This is a genomic window from Roseburia hominis (genome assembly GCA_040702975.1).
GTDB classification, from domain to species: Bacteria; Bacillota; Clostridia; order Lachnospirales; family Lachnospiraceae; genus Allocoprococcus; species Allocoprococcus hominis_A.
Genome location: CP159990.1, coordinates 1390495 through 1407357, shown reverse-complemented (window position 1 = coordinate 1407357; position 16863 = coordinate 1390495). Strand labels below are relative to the sequence as shown.

The 16863-nt window shown below is 48.5% G+C and carries 15 protein-coding genes; 1 reads left to right on the top strand and 14 read right to left on the bottom strand.

Translation table 11 applies throughout. From position 1 onward, the window contains the following. Positions 1–247: 247 nt before the first annotated feature. The 12 genes from ABXS75_06600 to ABXS75_06545 all read right to left on the bottom strand — a co-directional run bounded on the left by ABXS75_06600 (position 248) and on the right by ABXS75_06545 (position 13291). Positions 248–1306 carry a HAMP domain-containing sensor histidine kinase gene (locus ABXS75_06600; protein ID XCP86460.1) on the bottom strand — a complete coding sequence of 353 codons (1059 nt, stop codon included), beginning with the start codon at positions 1304–1306 and terminating at the stop codon, positions 248–250. Continuing rightward, the gene (locus ABXS75_06595) at positions 1299–2024 is read right to left on the bottom strand and encodes a response regulator transcription factor (protein ID XCP86459.1); all 726 of its coding nucleotides are present in this window, start codon (positions 2022–2024) and stop codon (positions 1299–1301) included. The genes ABXS75_06600 and ABXS75_06595 overlap by 8 nt, the downstream gene beginning before the upstream one ends. Positions 2025–2028: 4 nt before the next feature. Next, complete coding sequence (locus tag ABXS75_06590; GenBank protein ID XCP86458.1) at positions 2029–2514, bottom strand: signal peptidase II; 486 nt, start codon at positions 2512–2514, stop codon at positions 2029–2031. Between the two features lie 3 nt (positions 2515–2517). Beyond that, entirely contained in the window at positions 2518–2805 is a 288-nt protein-coding gene (locus ABXS75_06585; protein ID XCP86457.1) for a hypothetical protein, read from the bottom strand. Positions 2806–2824: 19 nt separating this feature from the next. Next, positions 2825–4513 (bottom strand): S8 family peptidase, encoded by a 1689-nt coding sequence (locus ABXS75_06580; GenBank protein XCP86456.1) that lies wholly within the window; start codon positions 4511–4513, stop codon positions 2825–2827. 51 nt (positions 4514–4564) lie between these two features. After that, a complete protein-coding gene (clpX, locus tag ABXS75_06575) occupies positions 4565–5998 on the bottom strand; it encodes an ATP-dependent Clp protease ATP-binding subunit ClpX (GenBank protein ID XCP86455.1) in 1434 nt (477 codons plus the stop codon). 253 nt (positions 5999–6251) lie between these two features. Beyond that, positions 6252–8216, bottom strand: coding sequence for an NAD-dependent DNA ligase LigA (gene ligA / locus ABXS75_06570; protein XCP86454.1), 1965 nt, complete (start codon positions 8214–8216; stop codon positions 6252–6254). 112 nt (positions 8217–8328) lie between these two features. Beyond that, positions 8329–9117 carry a pseudouridine synthase gene (locus tag ABXS75_06565; protein XCP86453.1) on the bottom strand — a complete coding sequence of 263 codons (789 nt, stop codon included), beginning with the start codon at positions 9115–9117 and terminating at the stop codon, positions 8329–8331. 9 nt (positions 9118–9126) lie between these two features. After that, a complete protein-coding gene (locus ABXS75_06560; GenBank protein XCP86452.1) occupies positions 9127–10482 on the bottom strand; it encodes a DHHW family protein in 1356 nt (451 codons plus the stop codon). Between the two features lie 9 nt (positions 10483–10491). Next, positions 10492–11892, bottom strand: coding sequence for an MBOAT family protein (locus ABXS75_06555; GenBank protein ID XCP86451.1), 1401 nt, complete (start codon positions 11890–11892; stop codon positions 10492–10494). 26 nt (positions 11893–11918) lie between these two features. Further along, positions 11919–12428: a DUF4358 domain-containing protein gene (locus ABXS75_06550; GenBank protein ID XCP86450.1), complete on the bottom strand. Its 510-nt coding sequence runs from the start codon at positions 12426–12428 to the stop codon at positions 11919–11921. Beyond that, positions 12425–13291, bottom strand: coding sequence for a GDSL-type esterase/lipase family protein (locus tag ABXS75_06545; protein XCP86449.1), 867 nt, complete (start codon positions 13289–13291; stop codon positions 12425–12427). The genes ABXS75_06550 and ABXS75_06545 overlap by 4 nt, the downstream gene beginning before the upstream one ends. A gap of 168 nt (positions 13292–13459) precedes the next feature. On the opposite strand from ABXS75_06545, the gene ABXS75_06540 reads away from it, so the two are divergent. After that, entirely contained in the window at positions 13460–13960 is a 501-nt protein-coding gene (locus ABXS75_06540) for a DUF5721 family protein (protein ID XCP86448.1), read from the top strand. 151 nt (positions 13961–14111) lie between these two features. Here the strand turns inward: ABXS75_06540 and ABXS75_06535 are convergent, their stop codons facing one another. Further along, positions 14112–16007, bottom strand: a complete 1896-nt coding sequence (locus tag ABXS75_06535) for a beta-L-arabinofuranosidase domain-containing protein (GenBank protein ID XCP86447.1) — start codon at positions 16005–16007, stop codon at positions 14112–14114. Between the two features lie 20 nt (positions 16008–16027). Next, the gene (locus tag ABXS75_06530) at positions 16028–16852 is read right to left on the bottom strand and encodes a carbohydrate ABC transporter permease (protein ID XCP86446.1); all 825 of its coding nucleotides are present in this window, start codon (positions 16850–16852) and stop codon (positions 16028–16030) included. Between the last annotated feature and the right edge of the window lie 11 nt (positions 16853–16863).

The window sequence follows — 16863 nt, the reverse complement described above, 5'->3', positions numbered from 1 at the left end:
CCTTCTGTCCTTTCCTCATCGTTTTCCGTAACAGGCAAACCCGCCGGATCGATACGGCGTCCTTTTACCCTCTTTTGCAAATACATTTTTTCTTACTGTCTGGTAACAGGATAACAGGAAAATGTCTCAAAATTCTCTCAGAAAATAGAAAATTCCCTGAAAATCCTCTTTATGAAGTCTTTAGAAATACGCTGTATAAAAAAACAACCGGGACAAACACACATCAATCGTTTGTCTCGGTTGCATTCTATTCTTTTAAAAAATACAGAGAAAAACAACTTCCCTCACCGACCTTAGACTCTACTTTTATATAACCGCCCTGCCTGGACAAAATCTCTCTTGTCAGATACAGTCCGATTCCAACGCCTTCCGCATCATGTACCTCCGGTGCGCGGTAAAATCGCCGGAATATTTTTTCAAATTGTTCCTCCGCTATTCCGGGCCCTTCGTCACGGATATCCAGTCTCGCATACATCTCCAGCTCCGTAATGGATATTTCTATGCTTTTGCCGTCCCCGGAATATTTCACGGCATTATCCAGCACATTTTCAATCGCCTCCACAGTCCATTTCCGGTCTATGCAAGCCATACATTCTTCCGGGCATTCCGTCCGTACTGCCAACAGCTTCTCGCCGGCCCTCCTGGTGATTCCGGCCAGCGCCTGTGCCACGCATTGGCACAGGTCTGCTCTTTTCTGCTCCAGAACGATCATCGCGCTTTCCAGGCGGGACATCTTCATCAGAGCCTGTACCAGAAAATCCAGCTTCCTCACCTCTTGCTGTAAAATACAAATGCACGCATCTTCTTTTTCTTTTGAAAGACTGTGCATCGCCAGCATATCCTGATACATCATAATATTAGCGATCGGCGTCTTAAGCTGGTGGGAAATGTCGGATACCATCTGCTGAATCTCTTGCTTTTGAGATAGTGCACTCTCCCTGGCATACTGACACCACTTATCAAGCTGCACAATCTGCCAGATAAGTCTTGATGGCAGGGTATCTTCATTTACCATATCGTGCACGCCACTGCTATGCAAATCAAGGGACGGGTGCTTTTCCGTCCTTCCCTCTACACTATTTTGCCCACCGAGATGACGTCCCTCCGGGTGTTCGCTCAGGTATGGCTGACAACGAAAGTTCTCCGCATTTCTCCTCATGATCTGCTCAATGACTTCTTCCATTTTTTCCGTAAAACGAACGTATTTCCTCCTCATACAGAACCAGACAGCCACGCAGAACACCATGCAGGCCCCCACAAGCATCAGCCCAAAACAGAACCACTCTTTTCCCGAAAAATCACTCATCTTCTTCCCCAATCCACTGATATCCCATGCCGTACACCGTTTTAATATAGGAGAATTCCTCATCTGCGATCTTCTGCTTCAGACGGCTCATCTGCACAGTCAGAGCATGTTCATCTACATAATTTCCTTTCACGTCCCACACCTCATCAAGCAGCATTTTCCGGGTGATCACCCTCCCCGGATTTCGGCTGAGGCGAAAGAGAAGGTCGAATTCCGTAGGGGTAAGGTTCACGATTTTCCCTCTCTTCTTCACCTGGTACCCGTGATAATCAATTTCCAGATTTCCCACGGACAACAGGTCGGCCTTCACCTGCTCCCTACTCTCCTTCTTACTCCCGCTATCCGCACTCCTTCTTAGCAGAGCCCGAATCCTGCAGAGGAGTACCCCTACATGAAAGGGCTTTGTGATATAATCATCGGCCCCGGCTTCAAACCCGCGCATCACGTCCGTATCCAGATCACAGGCCGTCAGCATTATAAGAGGAATCCCACATGCCCCTCTTATCTCTTTCGCCAATTCCAGCCCGCTCCCATCCGGCAGACCCACGTCCAGTATGACGAGGGCATAGTTCTCCCCCATCTCACCTCCAAAGCAGGCCTGCTTTGCCTCGGCCACAGTAAACACGGGATATGGCTCATACCCTGCTTCCCGCAAGTTCAGACACAATCCCGCGCTCATCACCCTGTCATCTTCTACGACAAGTATTCTTTCTTTCATTCTTCTATTCCCGTTCTTCTCCTTCTCCCAAACAAGAGCGCACCACTCCCGCAGCAGTCAGAATGGCCCCGCCAAATATAGCAAAATCTCCCACATTGAAAGTCATATCCGTCAGCTTTTTCTGTTTCGCCTTCACAGCCAGGAAATCTACCACATACCCGCGCTTCACCCGGTCAAAGGTATTGCTTAAGGCGCCGCCGGTCATGAACGCGATTCCCAGCTTCTCCCAGATATGCCCTCTCTTTTTAAGCGTCAGAGCCTGCCAGATCAGAAGAATTCCCATCGCAAATACGGAAGCAAGCTGGACCAAAAGAGGATGCTGCTCCAGGTAATTCATCATCATTCCGCGATTATGCACTTTCCTGAGAATCCCTCTCTGCCGGAAAAATCCCTGATCCTTTCCGTCTTTTACATGCTTCTCCACATAATACTTCATTCCCTGATCCATACCGAAGATCACCGATACAATCAGCAAACTCAATGTAATCATAGGCTATACCCCTTGTATCCGTGAAATCTCCTGTTCCTTCCCTCTGATCAGCTCATCGCGTTTTTCAATCTCTTCGCAGAAAGGAACATATTCCAGGTCATCGATCTGCCCCTCCCTGAATTTTCCATATACCATTTTGCCAATCTCGATCAAATCCCGTTCATTCCTACGTTTTAACGTCCGCACATTACTCTTCAGCTTCTGCACCTCCAACGTATCTTCTGCCTTCTTCCCGAGATCATCTACCGTCTCTGTAAATCTCTTTCCCAGGTTATCAAAAAAATCTCCCATCTTTCGTTCTCCTTTCTGTCTAAAACCGCCGGATTACCTCAAAGGTCTGGTACAGATTCAATTCTCCGTTTCCCCATTCCCGATTGGGATACATGCGGTCTGTTCTTCTTGCAGCTCCCAAAATCAACAGGTTCTTGAACTGCACGGAATCCAGGTACACTCCCTGCCGGGCAAGCCATTCTGCCAAAAGCGCTTCCGCTCCGGCTGTAATGGCGGCCGAGATACTGGAGCCGGAACGCGTCACAAACTGTCCGCGCAGATTCACTCCCAACACGCCCACCCCCGGCGCGGCAAAATCCGGTTTGATCCTATTAAGTCTAGTATACCCTCTTCCCGAACTTGCTGCAATACTATTATCCGCCCCGTTATAAAATGCCGAAGCCGCCGCAGAGGAAACATTTCCCGGCTCCATAATCGTATATTCCGGGCTGGGGCGCAGAAAATACGCCTCTCCCCTCATCAAGTCCTGCTGCATCAGCCATACATGGAACCTCCCGTCCTCCAATTGCACCGGTTCAGCCCGCAGCCGCCATATCCCGGACTGTGGATTTTCAAAACGCAGGAAAATCACCTCGGAGTTGGTACTCTGAACTAGAATCTTATAGCTTACCAGCACCTCCGTCTGTTCAAACACGAAATCATAAGTCCCCGTGCGCTCCCTCACCGGAATCCTGCCGCTTCTGTCCCCCGTGGGAGATATGATAGAAATAGAAAAAATATTGGGAATCTCGGTCCACAGTTCCATCGAAAAACCGTCCACGCCGTCTCCCACACTCAGTTCAAATTCTTCCCCACTCTCATCACGAATCTCCCCCAGGTAATGATGCCGTTTGTCCGCCTCATTTCCCGTCCCTACCGTAAATGAGATCATCGTCGTATTGGCCATGACCTCCATATAGGCGGCAAGTGGCGTGGCCCCGCTGTGCCCTCCGAAGCTGCTCCCGAGAGCCATACAGATCACCATCGGCCGTTTCTCCTTCCTTACAATCTGACGCAGATAGTAAAGCGCGGCCATGATATCATTTTCCTGAAAACAGACCTGGCCCTGGGAAATAAAATAATAGTCCCGCAGATACTGTTTCGCTTCTTTTAACTTTACGACCACAATATCCGCCTCCGGCGCAGCCCCAATAAAACGATTTTCCGGGCTCCCCCCGCCGCAGGCCACACTTGCCACGAATGTCCCGTGTCCGTCTGTATCCCTTGATGGAACGATCTCCTGCGGATTTTCTGCACGCAGCGCCGCGTCAAGCATTTCTCTTGTATATTCACTTCCATATAGCAGTCCTTCCGGCGGTGTCCCGCTCTGCTCGGTCTGGTCCCAAATGCGGAAAATGCGGCTGCTGCCGTCCAGATTGCGGAACACCGGATCTTCATAATGAATTCCCGTATCCACAAAGGCCACCATGACCCCTTCCCCTGTCAGTTCAAGCCCCGGCAGGCTCTGCACCTGAGATATCCCCGCCTGAGCAAGAGCCTCCATATCCGTTGGTGCAAACACAAGCGGCACGGCAGAATAGGGAAGCTCATACAGCGGCATCCCAACCTCTTCTTCTGTTGCGTAGACAATCTGAAATGCGTATTCCAGCTCCTGGCGGCATACCTCCGTTTCCAACAGCCCCTGCCAGAGGGACGCATCTCTCCCCACAATAAAATCCCGGATATCCTCCGACAGAATCCGTTCCTTACACTCCTTAAGATCAGGCATAAAAAAACCTCATATACTTTTTCCCCTAAGTATATGAGGTTTCTGCTCCATCTATACTCCTTGCGCACTCTCAAGCATTGGAATTTCCTGGCCTCTGAGACGAATGATCGGTCCGCCGGTCCCTTCGATATACGCCTGCGTGATGGTCACCTGGCCGATGCTGTCATCTTTCGGGATCTCATACATGATATCCAGCATGAATTCCTCGATGATCGCGCGGAGCGCTCTGGCTCCGGTGTCCTTCTCCATTGCCCGCTTTGCAATCGCATGAAGGGAATCCTCGTCAAATTCCAGCTTCACCTCGTCAAGCGCCAAAAGTTTCTGGTACTGCTTCAGGATCGCATTCTTCGGCTCTCTTAAAATCTGTACCAACATCTCTTCATTCAGTCCCTGCAGGGTAAATACGACCGGGAGACGTCCCAGGAACTCCGGAATCATACCAAAATTCCGCAAATCCTCCGTGGTCACCTTCTCCAGCACCGTCTTGTCATGATCGTATTTATCCTTTAGGTCCGCCCCAAATCCCATGGAGGCATTCTTCGTCAATCTCTCTTTTATGATCTGCTCCAGATCCGGGAACGCGCCTCCGCAGATAAACAGAATATTTCTTGTATTTACCGTGGTAAGGGGAACCATCGCGTTCTTGCTGTTCGCCCCCACCGGTACTTCCACCTCGCTTCCCTCGAGGAGCTTTAACATTCCCTGCTGTACGGACTCACCACTCACATCTCTCTGGCTGGTATTCTTCTTCTTGGCGATCTTGTCGATCTCATCAATGAAAATGATTCCCTGCTCCGCCTTGTCCACATCATTATCCGCCGCGGCCAGCAGTTTCGAGACAACGCTCTCGATGTCGTCTCCTATGTAGCCCGCTTCCGTAAGAGAAGTCGCGTCCGTGATCGCAAGCGGCACGTCCAGAAGCCGCGCCAGAGTCTTGACCAGATAGGTCTTCCCGGAGCCGGTAGGTCCGATCATGAGCATATTGGATTTCTCAATCTCGATCTCGTCCATGGTATCCGTCGCCACTCTTTTATAATGGTTATAGACCGCCACTGCCATGGCTTTCTTCGCATGCTCCTGTCCCACCACATATTCGTCCAGCCTCGCCTTGATCTTGTGGGGAGCCGGTATATCCCGGATATTGATGATCGGCTGGCTTTTCTCCTGGGGCTTTTTCTTCTTGATTCTCTGCTTTTTGGGAATCTGCTCCTCCATATCGCCAAAATTCATCATCGGCGGCATTCCCATATTCATGAACTGACTATAATCAAATCCACCGTTATTCATGGCGTCAAAGCTCTTCTGCATACAATCGGAGCAGACGCAGATATTCGTAGGAAGATCGATCATCTTGCCCGCCTTACTCTCCGGGCGGCGGCAGATAAAACAGATCTTTTCATATTCGTCCTTTTTATCCTGCTTCTTATCGTCTGTGTTCACAGGCTCTAATTTATTCTTATCATTCAAATCGTCATAACCTGACATTAAGCGTAACCTCCTGTTTTTCAAGTTGCCTCTATGAATTTCACTTATTTCCTCTATCTATATATACGTGATACATTCACCTGAACTTTTCATTCTCTCCTCCTACTATACCTGTATCCCTGGTTCTTTGTCCAGTAGAAGCCTTAAAAGTTTATATAACTTTTAGTCTTTTTCTAAATTCTGGGATATTCACATACAGATAAAACTTTACCATGGACACTAAGCTCACGTACCACCTCGCCAAGTGTTCGCCTTATATCGTAGGTGAAATCCCAAACCTCTCCATAAAGTCCTCTTCCGAGAGAATCTCCACGCCCAATTCCCTGGCCTTTTTATTCTTTGAAGAAGTGGAATTCACGTCATTATTTATCAGATAATTCGTTTTCCCGGTCACAGACCCGGTCACCTTGCCGCCCAGATTCTCGATCAGTTCCTTCACTTCCGCCCGGTTCGCAAAATGCTCCACGCTTCCGGTGATCACGAAATTCACTCCCGCAAGCGTCTGCTCTGCCTTTTGTTCTTCTTTTGGAATCGTAAGCTCTTCCATGAGCTCCAGGAACTCCTGCCGCTTCTTCGGCACGGCAAAATACTCGGTAAACGCCTTGGCGATCACCGGTCCAACACCCTGAATCTCTGCGACCTCCTCCTCGGTGGCATTTAAGAGCTTCTCCGTATCCTGGTCAAAATGGCGACAAATCAGTTTCGCGTTAGCAAGTCCTACCCCCGCGATCCCCAGCGCATAGATCACACGGGGCAGCGTGGTGGTGCGGGCCGCCCTCACACTTTCTATCAGATTCACGTAGGATTTCTCGCCAAATCCCTCCATCTCCTGAATCTCTTCCTGATAACGGTCCAGATGGAACATATCGGCGTACTTGTGAATGAGGCCCTTCGCGATCAGTTTTTCCAGCGTTGCCTCGGAAAGGCCGTCAATATTCAGAGCGTCCCTGCTGGCGAAAAGCGCAAATGCCTTCACCCGTTTCGCCTGACAATCCGGATTCGTGCAGTATAGCGAGCGAGCGTCATTTTGCTGGCGCACCTGGGTATCCCCGCCGCATACCGGACAGACCTTCGGTATCTCAATCTTTCCGCTTCGGGTCAGGTTCCGGGCAATCTGAGGAATGATCATATTAGCCTTGTAGACCTCTATCGTATCTCCGATTCCCAGCCCCAGTTCCTCCATAATACTTAGGTTGTGGACACTTGCACGGCTCACTGTGGTCCCTTCCAGCTCCACAGGTTCAAAGATCGCCACCGGATTAATCAGCCCCGTCCTTGACGGGCTCCATTCGATTTCCAGGAGGTGTGTCTGTCTCACCTCGTCCGCCCATTTAAACGCAAATGAATCCCGCGGGAACTTTGCGGTACGTCCAAGGGAACGTCCATAAGCGATATCATCATAGACCAGGACCAGGCCGTCCGATGGAAAATCATTTTCCTCTATCTTTTCTGCAAAATACGTCACTCTTTGTTCCAAATCTTCCCGGGTCACCAGATAATGCTCCACCACGTCGAAGCCCTGGGAAGAAAGCCAGTCAAGCTGGCACAATCTGGAATTTTGAAAATCGACCCCGTCCGCTTTTACCAGAGTAAATGCGTAAAACTTTACATTTCTTTGGGCCGTGATCTCATTGTTAAGCTGGCGCACGGAACCGCTGCAAAGATTTCTCGGATTCTTGTATTTCGCATCTACATCTTCTATGGTGGCGTTGATCCTCTCAAAATCCTCGTAACTGATCACAGCCTCCCCGCGCAGGATTAGTTCTCCTTTATAGGAAATGTGCAGCGGAACATTTTTAAATACTCTGGCATTATTGGTAATAACCTCGCCCACTTCGCCATTTCCCCGGGTGACTGCCTTAAAAAGACTCCCGTCACGATAGGTCAGAACGATGGTCAGACCGTCCATTTTCCAGGAGATCACTGCCTTTTGATTCCCCACGAACTCGGCAAGCCTTGCTGCCTCTTTGGTCTTATCCAGGGAAAGCATCGGCGATTCATGCCGCTCTTTGGGGAGCTCACTTAACACCTCATACCCCACATTCACCGTGGGACTTGAAGCCAGCACGATTCCCAGTTCCTCTTCCAGCGCCTTCAGTTCGTCGTAAAGCGCATCATATTCATAATTGCTCATAATCTCATGAGACTCCTGATAATAGGCTCTTCCCGCCTTGTTCAGAAGGTCTACCAATTCCTGCATTCTTTGTTTCTTGTCCATATCCGTCATTCCTGCTCTTCTATTATTTATATCCTATCATTTACTTTCTATCATTTATTTCTTGGAAATTTCACTCTGAACTTTTCACGTGACTCTTACCATTTTACTCCTTTTACCGTTTCGTATCCTCTATCTTCTTATACAATGTTTCATTCGAGGAATCTTTAATACCGTTGTACAATTCATTCAACTCCTGGTCCGTCAGATTTCTGTATTCTCCCGGCTTTAGATCCCCCAATTCAATATTCATCACCCGCACACGCAGAAGAGACTTCACCTGATATCCCAACGCCTCACACATACGGCGAATCTGGCGGTTCAGCCCCTGGGTCAGAATGATCCTGAACTTATATTTCCCGATTTTCTCCGTTTTACACGGTCTTGTCACGGTATCCAGAATCGGAACTCCCTTAGACATGTTCCGAAGAAATTCCTCTGTAACCAGCTTATCCACCGTCACCTTGTACTCCTTTTCATGACGATTTCCGGCGCGCATCATTTTATTGATGATATCCCCGTTATTCGTCATCAGAAGCAGCCCCTCTGAATCCTTGTCAAGCCTTCCTACGTATGTGATCCTGGTCGGATAGTTTAGGAAACGCACGATACTGTCCCGCTCTCTTCTCTCCTCCGTACACACAATACCACGGGGCTTATTGACGGCAAGCACGACCATCTTCTCCCGGCGTGCAATCACCTTGCGGCCCACACGCACCTCCTGATATGGTTCCACCTTCATTCCAGGCTGCGCCTTCACCCCGTCCACCGTGACGCGCCCTTCTGCGATCAGCCGATCCGCCTCCCTGCGGGAACAGATTCCTGCCTCGCTTATAAATTTGTTCAGGCGGACCTGGCCGCCTGTCTGTTTATTTTGAAACTGTTCTTCTATTTTATTTGCCACACTCTCAACCTACTCTTTGCTCTCTTCCTGGTTTCCGGCATCTTCCCCACCGCTTTCAGAGGAATTCTCTTCACCACTTTCAGCGGAATTCCCCTCGCCGCTTTCGGAGTCATTCTCCATATTTTCCATAATATCGCCCGCTGTATTAAGCACGCCGGACAACACCCTGTCTTCAAAAAATGTATTCCCGCTATAGAGAAATAATACCCTGTCAATCTTTTTTTCCACCATGATCTGATCCAGATCCCCAGTATAATATCTGGGGTCTACCACCACGATCTCCCTATAATATGGTGCAAGGAACGGGATAAAACAATTCGCATAAGAATCCTTGATTACCAGAAGCCTCTCACCGCCCTCCAGCGTGGATTTGATGTCCACGACCGCATGATTTCCACCAAGGAACACCGCGTACTGGTCTCGCTCGCCGAGCTTTTCGGAATCATAAAGCGACGCCGTCTTCTTCTGCTCCTCCACATAATTTACCACGATCTGCGGCACGTTCTCCCCTTCGGGAAGGTAAATGTAGATTGCTTCTTTATAACCTGTCTGATACCCGCTCACCGCCGAAAGTGTCCCGTTAAACGTATTGGACACCCCGTAGGCCTTCATCGGAATTTCCTCTTTCTCGGCCAGTCCAAGCTGCTCTTTCGCGGCTTTGAACACCTCATAAGCCCCCAGCGTCGTCCAGTGATGATCCGTCCGATAATAAATTGCCAGATCCTTCTGTGCCTTAAGCGCCTTCTGTGCGTCGATCCAATCAAACTCCGCCCCCAACTTGGCATGCACGCCCTCGATCAGCTTACTCTGATCTGCCGTCACAGCCAGCATAGGAAGTTTATTTTTCAAAATATTTGCCGCATTGGGCACAAGTATCACGTGCATAGGCACCTCGCCATACGCGCTGCGGAAATTCTGCATCGCTTCCAGATTCTCCTTCAGATTCTCTTCGTCCGGCACGGCAATATCCTCCAGGAGATAGCTGTCTTTTCCGTTAAATATGCCGTTCTCCTCCTTTTTCCCGCCAACGCTGTCCGCAAAAGTCTTCACCTGCACCCAGAGATTCCGCCCGGTCATCTGATCGGCCCGGTAGCTCTCATACTGCTCCATGAACCGTCCGTTTGAAATATTTCCAAAAGTGACCTGCGGACGCTGGGACAATACCCGGTTCTCCTTCTCTGAAAATGCCTGGTCCTTATGCAGCAGATTCAAAGCACAAAAAATCACCATAACCAGCAAAAATACACCCGTCATCGTCACATAAATGCGCTTCTGCCCCTTTAGAGCCACCGCTTTTCTATCTGACCTTTTTCTCTTGCCTTTCTCTGTCTTTTTTCTCTTTCGTCTCTCGTTATCTGCTTCCATACTATTCCTTTAAAATCTAAAATATAAAAATGGATTATAAGTTTCCGTTACCAGATATGCAATGCTCAGTAAAAATATTCCCATATAAAGCACGCTGCAAACAGCGGTCCTGGGGCGTTCCTCGTCGAAACACAGCACTCTGACCAAGCGATGCATGACCGGCGTACTGCCCACGATCACCATCACCCACAACAGCCAGTGGGTCGTGATCAGATAGAAGGCTTCCCTGTCCACGATTCCAGCCGCACCGGCTCCCACCATATTGCCAAGATATGTGACGGCCTCCGAAAGTCCTGGGCTGAAAAAGAATACCCAGCCTATGATCACAAGCAACATATTATACACGATCTGGGCTATCTCCGGCAGCTTCGCAAGCAGCCTTCCGGTCACATATTTCTCAATGATCAGTATCAGTCCGTAGTACATTCCCCACGCCACAAAATTCCAGCTTGCCCCGTGCCAAAGTCCCGTCAGGAACCAGACAATCAGAAGGTTCAGCAAATGGCGAGGCACGGAAACACGATTTCCCCCCAGCGGGATATACACGTACTCCCGGAACCAGCTACCAAGAGAAATGTGCCATCTCCTCCAGAATTCCGTCACACTGTGGGAAATGTAAGGATAATTGAAATTCCGAATGAACTCAAACCCGAACATTTTTCCCAATCCCACCGCCATATCGGAATATCCACTAAAATCAAAATAAATCTGGAAGGTAAATGCCAGCGCCCCTAACCAGGCGGTCAGGACCGACTTATCTGCCATACCCGTAATCTCCGTGTGGATCGCCCCGATGGTATTGGCAAGCAGAATCTTTTTTGCCAGCCCGATGATAAAGAAAATCACGCCCTGGCCGAACTTCTCCCAGGTCTCCTGCCTGTCCTTAAGCTGTTTTTCCACATCCGCATACCGCACGATCGGCCCCGCAATAAGCTGCGGAAACATGGAGACGTATGCTCCGAAATCAATCGGATTTACCTGCACCGGGACCTTACCCCGATATACATCTATTATATAAGAAAGTGTCTGGAACGTATAGAAGGAGATTCCAATCGGAAGTGCCAGCTCTCTGTAGGGAATGTGGAACGGCAGTACCGCATTCAGATTCTCCAGCACAAATCCATAATATTTAAAGAATCCCAGAATCAACAAATTCACGACGACCGTAAATACAAGGCTTCGCCTCCTTGCCCCCGGCCTTCCCTCATTCCTGGCAATATCGATCCCACTGAAATAGTTAAACAAAATAGAGATCACCATCAGGAACAGGTATACCGGCTCGCCCCAGGCATAGAACAGGAGCGAACAGATCAAAAGCACCACATTCTTTCCCTTCCGCGGCACCAGATAATAAATCAGTAATGTAATTGGCAAAAATGTAAATAAAAACGTAACGCTGCTGAATAACATGTTCCTACTTCCTTCCAGGCATCTTACTACAAAGCACGTTCAAAGGCCTTCTCGTATTTTGCCGCTTCCGGCGAAACGACAAACAGTACATAGTGCCCTTTTTGCTTCACGATTGCGTTCTTTAGCAAATCCACCTGCTCTGCTCCATATCCCTCAAAATTCTGAATCTGAATATCCCGGCGGGAAATCGCCGCGTCCAGTACCTCACGCGCCTCCTTCTTTGTCTTTGCGCGCACCACAAATACCTCTTCCACATTCATGGTCGCCTGATTGTAATACAGGAGGACCCCGTCGTAATCTTTCTCATTTAATCCGTACAGGCGCTTGAGTTCCTGGCTCCCCGCCCGCTTCATCGCTTCCGTATCCACTACTTTTTCTATTTCGGACGCCACCGTATCAAACGCGGCGTCTTTATCGTCGCTCGTCCAAAACAAAAGCCCGACATAGATCACTAAAACCGCCAGCATTCCATAACGCAGGATACTAAGGATATCTACGGAACGTTTGCGCCTATTTTTCTCTTTTATCTCCGTCATATTCCGGCTTCCTCCGCCATATGTTCTGCCCACAAGGGGTAATACTCCTTTTTCACATGCTCTCCGTCCGGCTCATAATACTCGTCCTTCACCAGACTACTATTATCAATGACCGGTATCTTCTGCTCCTTACAATACTTTGAAAGCGCTTCATTATACTCCGCTATCCTTGCATAATCCGGATACTTCTCGATCGCCTTTTCTTTCACCGGTAGAATCAGATTTACATAAATCTGCGTCCCCGGAAGTTTTTCCCGCAAGGTCTTTATTACCGCATCATACCGCTCAATGAACAGCCCTGTATCTCCCTTGGTCGCTGAAACGTCATTGAGCCCCAACGCCAGAAATAACACTTTGGGCTTTAAGTTTGCCGTAGTCTCAATCAGCGGGTCAAGCTCATGCAAATGTACTCCCAGCTCCGCCACTACTGTCGACGAATCAAGCACCTGATAATCCAAAAAGCCACTGGTAATAGAGTCGCCCAGAATCACCGCATTTGCAAATTTTTCAGAAAGGGGACGATTCTTCCAGTCCTCCTCTTCTTTCCTGTCTTTTTCTTCAATCTGGCTGATTGCTCCCTCTATTGGCGTGATATCCGTTTTTTCCAGTTCTCTGATCTTCTCGATACCTTTCTTCGTATCCACCTCGAGGGCCGCCATCCGCCCTAATACAACGCACAGAATCACAGTCAATACAACAATGACGGCTGCTATAACGATAAACATCTTTTTTCGTTTGATATCTTCAAGACGTTCTTTGTCCACGTGTACGTGCTTCATCACATTCCACTGTTCCTTTCGCTTAAGCCTTGCACCCACGCACCACTCTCCCGATATCGCAATGTCCAAAACCGCGTGATGCATTTTATGCCTACCTAAAAGTATAGCCGATTTGCCTTCATTACACAACTCATTTTTCGTTTTGTAATCACCGAAAAATACAATGCATTTTATCTTCCGGTGTGCTATACTAAAGCACAGGAATCTATATGAATTTTTTCAATGATCTTTGGCTTGTCATCAGGAGGACTTATGCTTATTTTTTCACTGGATACCAAAAAATGCATGAACCAGCTTTTACTTAGCTCTGCATTTGACTCTTTTTTATTCATAGAAGGGGAAATCACGACATTCAATACCTTTCAGATCGACGGACGGTTAAAAAAAGAATTCTACCGTCAAACGCAGGACGATCCTGCGGTTCCTGAGCGGGAATATGCACTGTGGAAAGAGCAGCGGGAATTCTGCTTCTCCATCATCAGGGGGAAGCGCACCCCTCTTGGATTTCACATTGTGCTGTCGCTTGCTGCGCCGAACATCGCACGTTTGATCGCTCGGGAAGAGCTTGCCTTCTCAGCGGGAGATGTACAGGGTCTATATCTGAATTTTAAATACGACGGCACACAGCTTGCCTGCACGACGGGAACCTCCTTGAATCTCTTTACACTGGACAAATCGCTGGAACAGGCGTGGGATAAGATGGCACAGAGAATCTTTGTCAAGTATGAGATCCCTTTTGAAATCCTCGGCTAAGGTATCGGCCATCCACAGTCCCCGGCAGTCATCTCCTTCACATCGGAGGGACCACAAGCTCCGCAAGGACAACCTCATAACCGGACAAAGCGTCGGCGGGACAGCCATTTTGAACTGCCCCGTCGGTGCTTTTCTATACGATAGAAATAATTTAATTATAATAAGGAAATTGTGTGACCCGAAGCTTCGTACAGCCATATGGAATCAACTGTATCTTTTCCTCCCCGCTACTTGTCACCACAGGACTTGCAGGCACAGGTCCCGCGCTGTTTCTTTCGATTCCCCAGTCTTCCAGGCGTCTGCCTTTCGTGGTCAGAATCACAGGTGGCGTTTTCTTTGAGAACGGTATAGCTCCCACCTCCTGCTCTTCCACCTCAATCTCACAGTTCGCCCCAATCGCGTAATTCCAAGGACTTTCCGGGTACACTTCATAGTCCTTCACTCCCGCGACCTCCTTTACAACATGCCAGTTCTCTTTCATATCCAGCGCATAAACCAGTGGACCTCTCTCAATCGCCATACTGTCACGAAACCATTTGGAACGGCGAATCTCCATCTGCAAAGTGAATTCAAGATTGTCCCCGCCTGTCAGACCTTCCACCATCACAAAGCCATCCACATAGAAGCCGGAGTTTTGACCCGCAATCCACTCGCCGTTCTTTTTCAGTTCAAATTCTTTGCACCAGCCCGGCACCCGGATCTTCATGCTGAGATTTTCGGCTTTCTCAATCTTGTACTCGATTTTATTTTTAAACGGATATTCCGTGCGCATTTGTATGTACACATCATTTCCTTCCACCCTCGTGTTCAGGCTGCTCGGCGCAAACACCATGGATACGACCGTCCTGTCCCCTTCCAGATACCAAAGGCTTTTCACGAACTTCGGCCATCCCTGATGCATGTTCGCCGTACAGCACCCAAAATTGGGCTCAAGGCCAAACATGTTTGCCTCCTCATTATTGTTGAACCACTGTCTCGGTGCCTTACTCACCAGCACCTGGTTCGCCTGCTGCAAATACTGGTGTGCCATGAAGTCTTCGGTAATCGTCGCCGGGAGTGTGTTGTAGGCAAGCTGCTCCAATTTGTCCCCAAAATACGGATTGCCGAATCTCTCAAGCATCGTCTGAAGGCTGAACATATATTCCACGATTGAGCATAGCTCCGCCCCCTGCGACGGATCGTTTCCGCTCAAATGCTCGTCTCCATTGACGGCACCTGTCGCCACCCCGTGATACTTTTCCGCGCTTTTCATCCCCTTAATCGAAATCGCCTCATAATCCTTATCACTGTAAAAATAAGACAGCATCGCCGGATACTTAAATCCCATCGTCACATTCACAATGTGGTGTGTATGATAGTTGATCATCTCATCAAGATTATCCTTGGAATTACGGTCAAGTTCCTTCTCCCAGTTATAATAGTACCCCACCGGTCTCACGAACGGGAATTCTTCAAAGATGTCCACCCAGTCCAGAGCCTGTTCCCGCAAGATATCAACCAGATAATAAACATTTTCATTCGGCTTTTTTTCAAGATACCACTCAATACAGTAGAGCAAATCCCCGACTCTGGCCCTGGACCACTGCTTTGCCGGTACAAGTTGCAGTTTCTTGTACAGATACTTGAAGTAATTCTCGAAAAACTCAATGACTCTCTCATCTTCCTTGATCTCGTAATACTGTATCAGAACTTTCAGCATCACATACCGCGACCAATAATCATGCTTGCTCGCCTCCGGGCCGAAGTTTCCCTCTTCATCCTGGCTGTTCAGTGTCCATTCAATAAAGCGCATGGCCAGATTCCAACGCTTCTCGTCTTTCAGGTACCAGGCAATCGGCAAAAGTCCGTCCAGATAATAAGGCGCTCTCTCCCAATTTTCCCCTGTTCCTCCAAGCCACCCGGAATAGCTTCCCACACTGTCCCAGACTTCATGCAGGCACCCGGTAAGACCATCCATCTGAACCTGAAGCTGTCTTTTCAGCCATCCCTCCGCCTTCACCTCCGGAATCAGAAATGTTTTCATAGCCTTGTTGTTTCTTTTTATCATAGTCGTCCTCCGAACATTCTTTATTTTAAGGCACCGCTCAACATGCCCTTGATGAAATACTTCTGTAAAAATACAAACATGATCAAAATCGGTACCAGCCCTACGATCGAGCTGGATGTCAGAAGCCCCCAGTCGGTTCCGTATTGGCTGATTGCCAGGTTCGTAAGCCCCACATTAAACGTCTTAATTGCATCACTGTTGCCGAACACCAAAGCAATCAGATAGTCATTCCATGTCGTGTACGCGGCATAAACGGCGATTGTGGCGACGGATGACCATGTAAACGGCAGGCATATTTTCAGGAACACTTTGAACGAACCGGCTCCATCCAGCTTTGCCGATTCCAGCAGACTATCCGGTATCATATCAAATGCATTTTTCATCATATAAATGCAGAACGGAGAGTGGAAGGTCGCATAAATCAAAACCATACTCGTCATCGTATTTAAAAGGCCCAGCTTTGACATGGTCGAATACAGCGGATTCAATAATGCCTGAAACGGAATCATAATCGCTGCCATGATGCTGGCAAGCATCAGACCTTTTCCTTTGAGTTTCAGCTTTGAGAGTCCATATCCCGCCAACACGCTCACCACGACAATCACGATGATCGTTATGATTGTTATGATCACGGTGTTTTTAAAGTATCCCAGATACAGTCCGTCCTCCAAGGTGAAAATTCGGATATAGTTGGAAAGTGTCGGCTTTTTGGGAAACAGGCTCGGCGGTGTGCCGTAAATTTCCGTTCTGTCCTTCAGTGATGTCACAATCGTCCAATATAGTGGGAGAATAAAAACAACACCCAGCACTGCATTAATCCATGTTTTTTTCGTAACAGGTCTCATCTTTCCCCTCC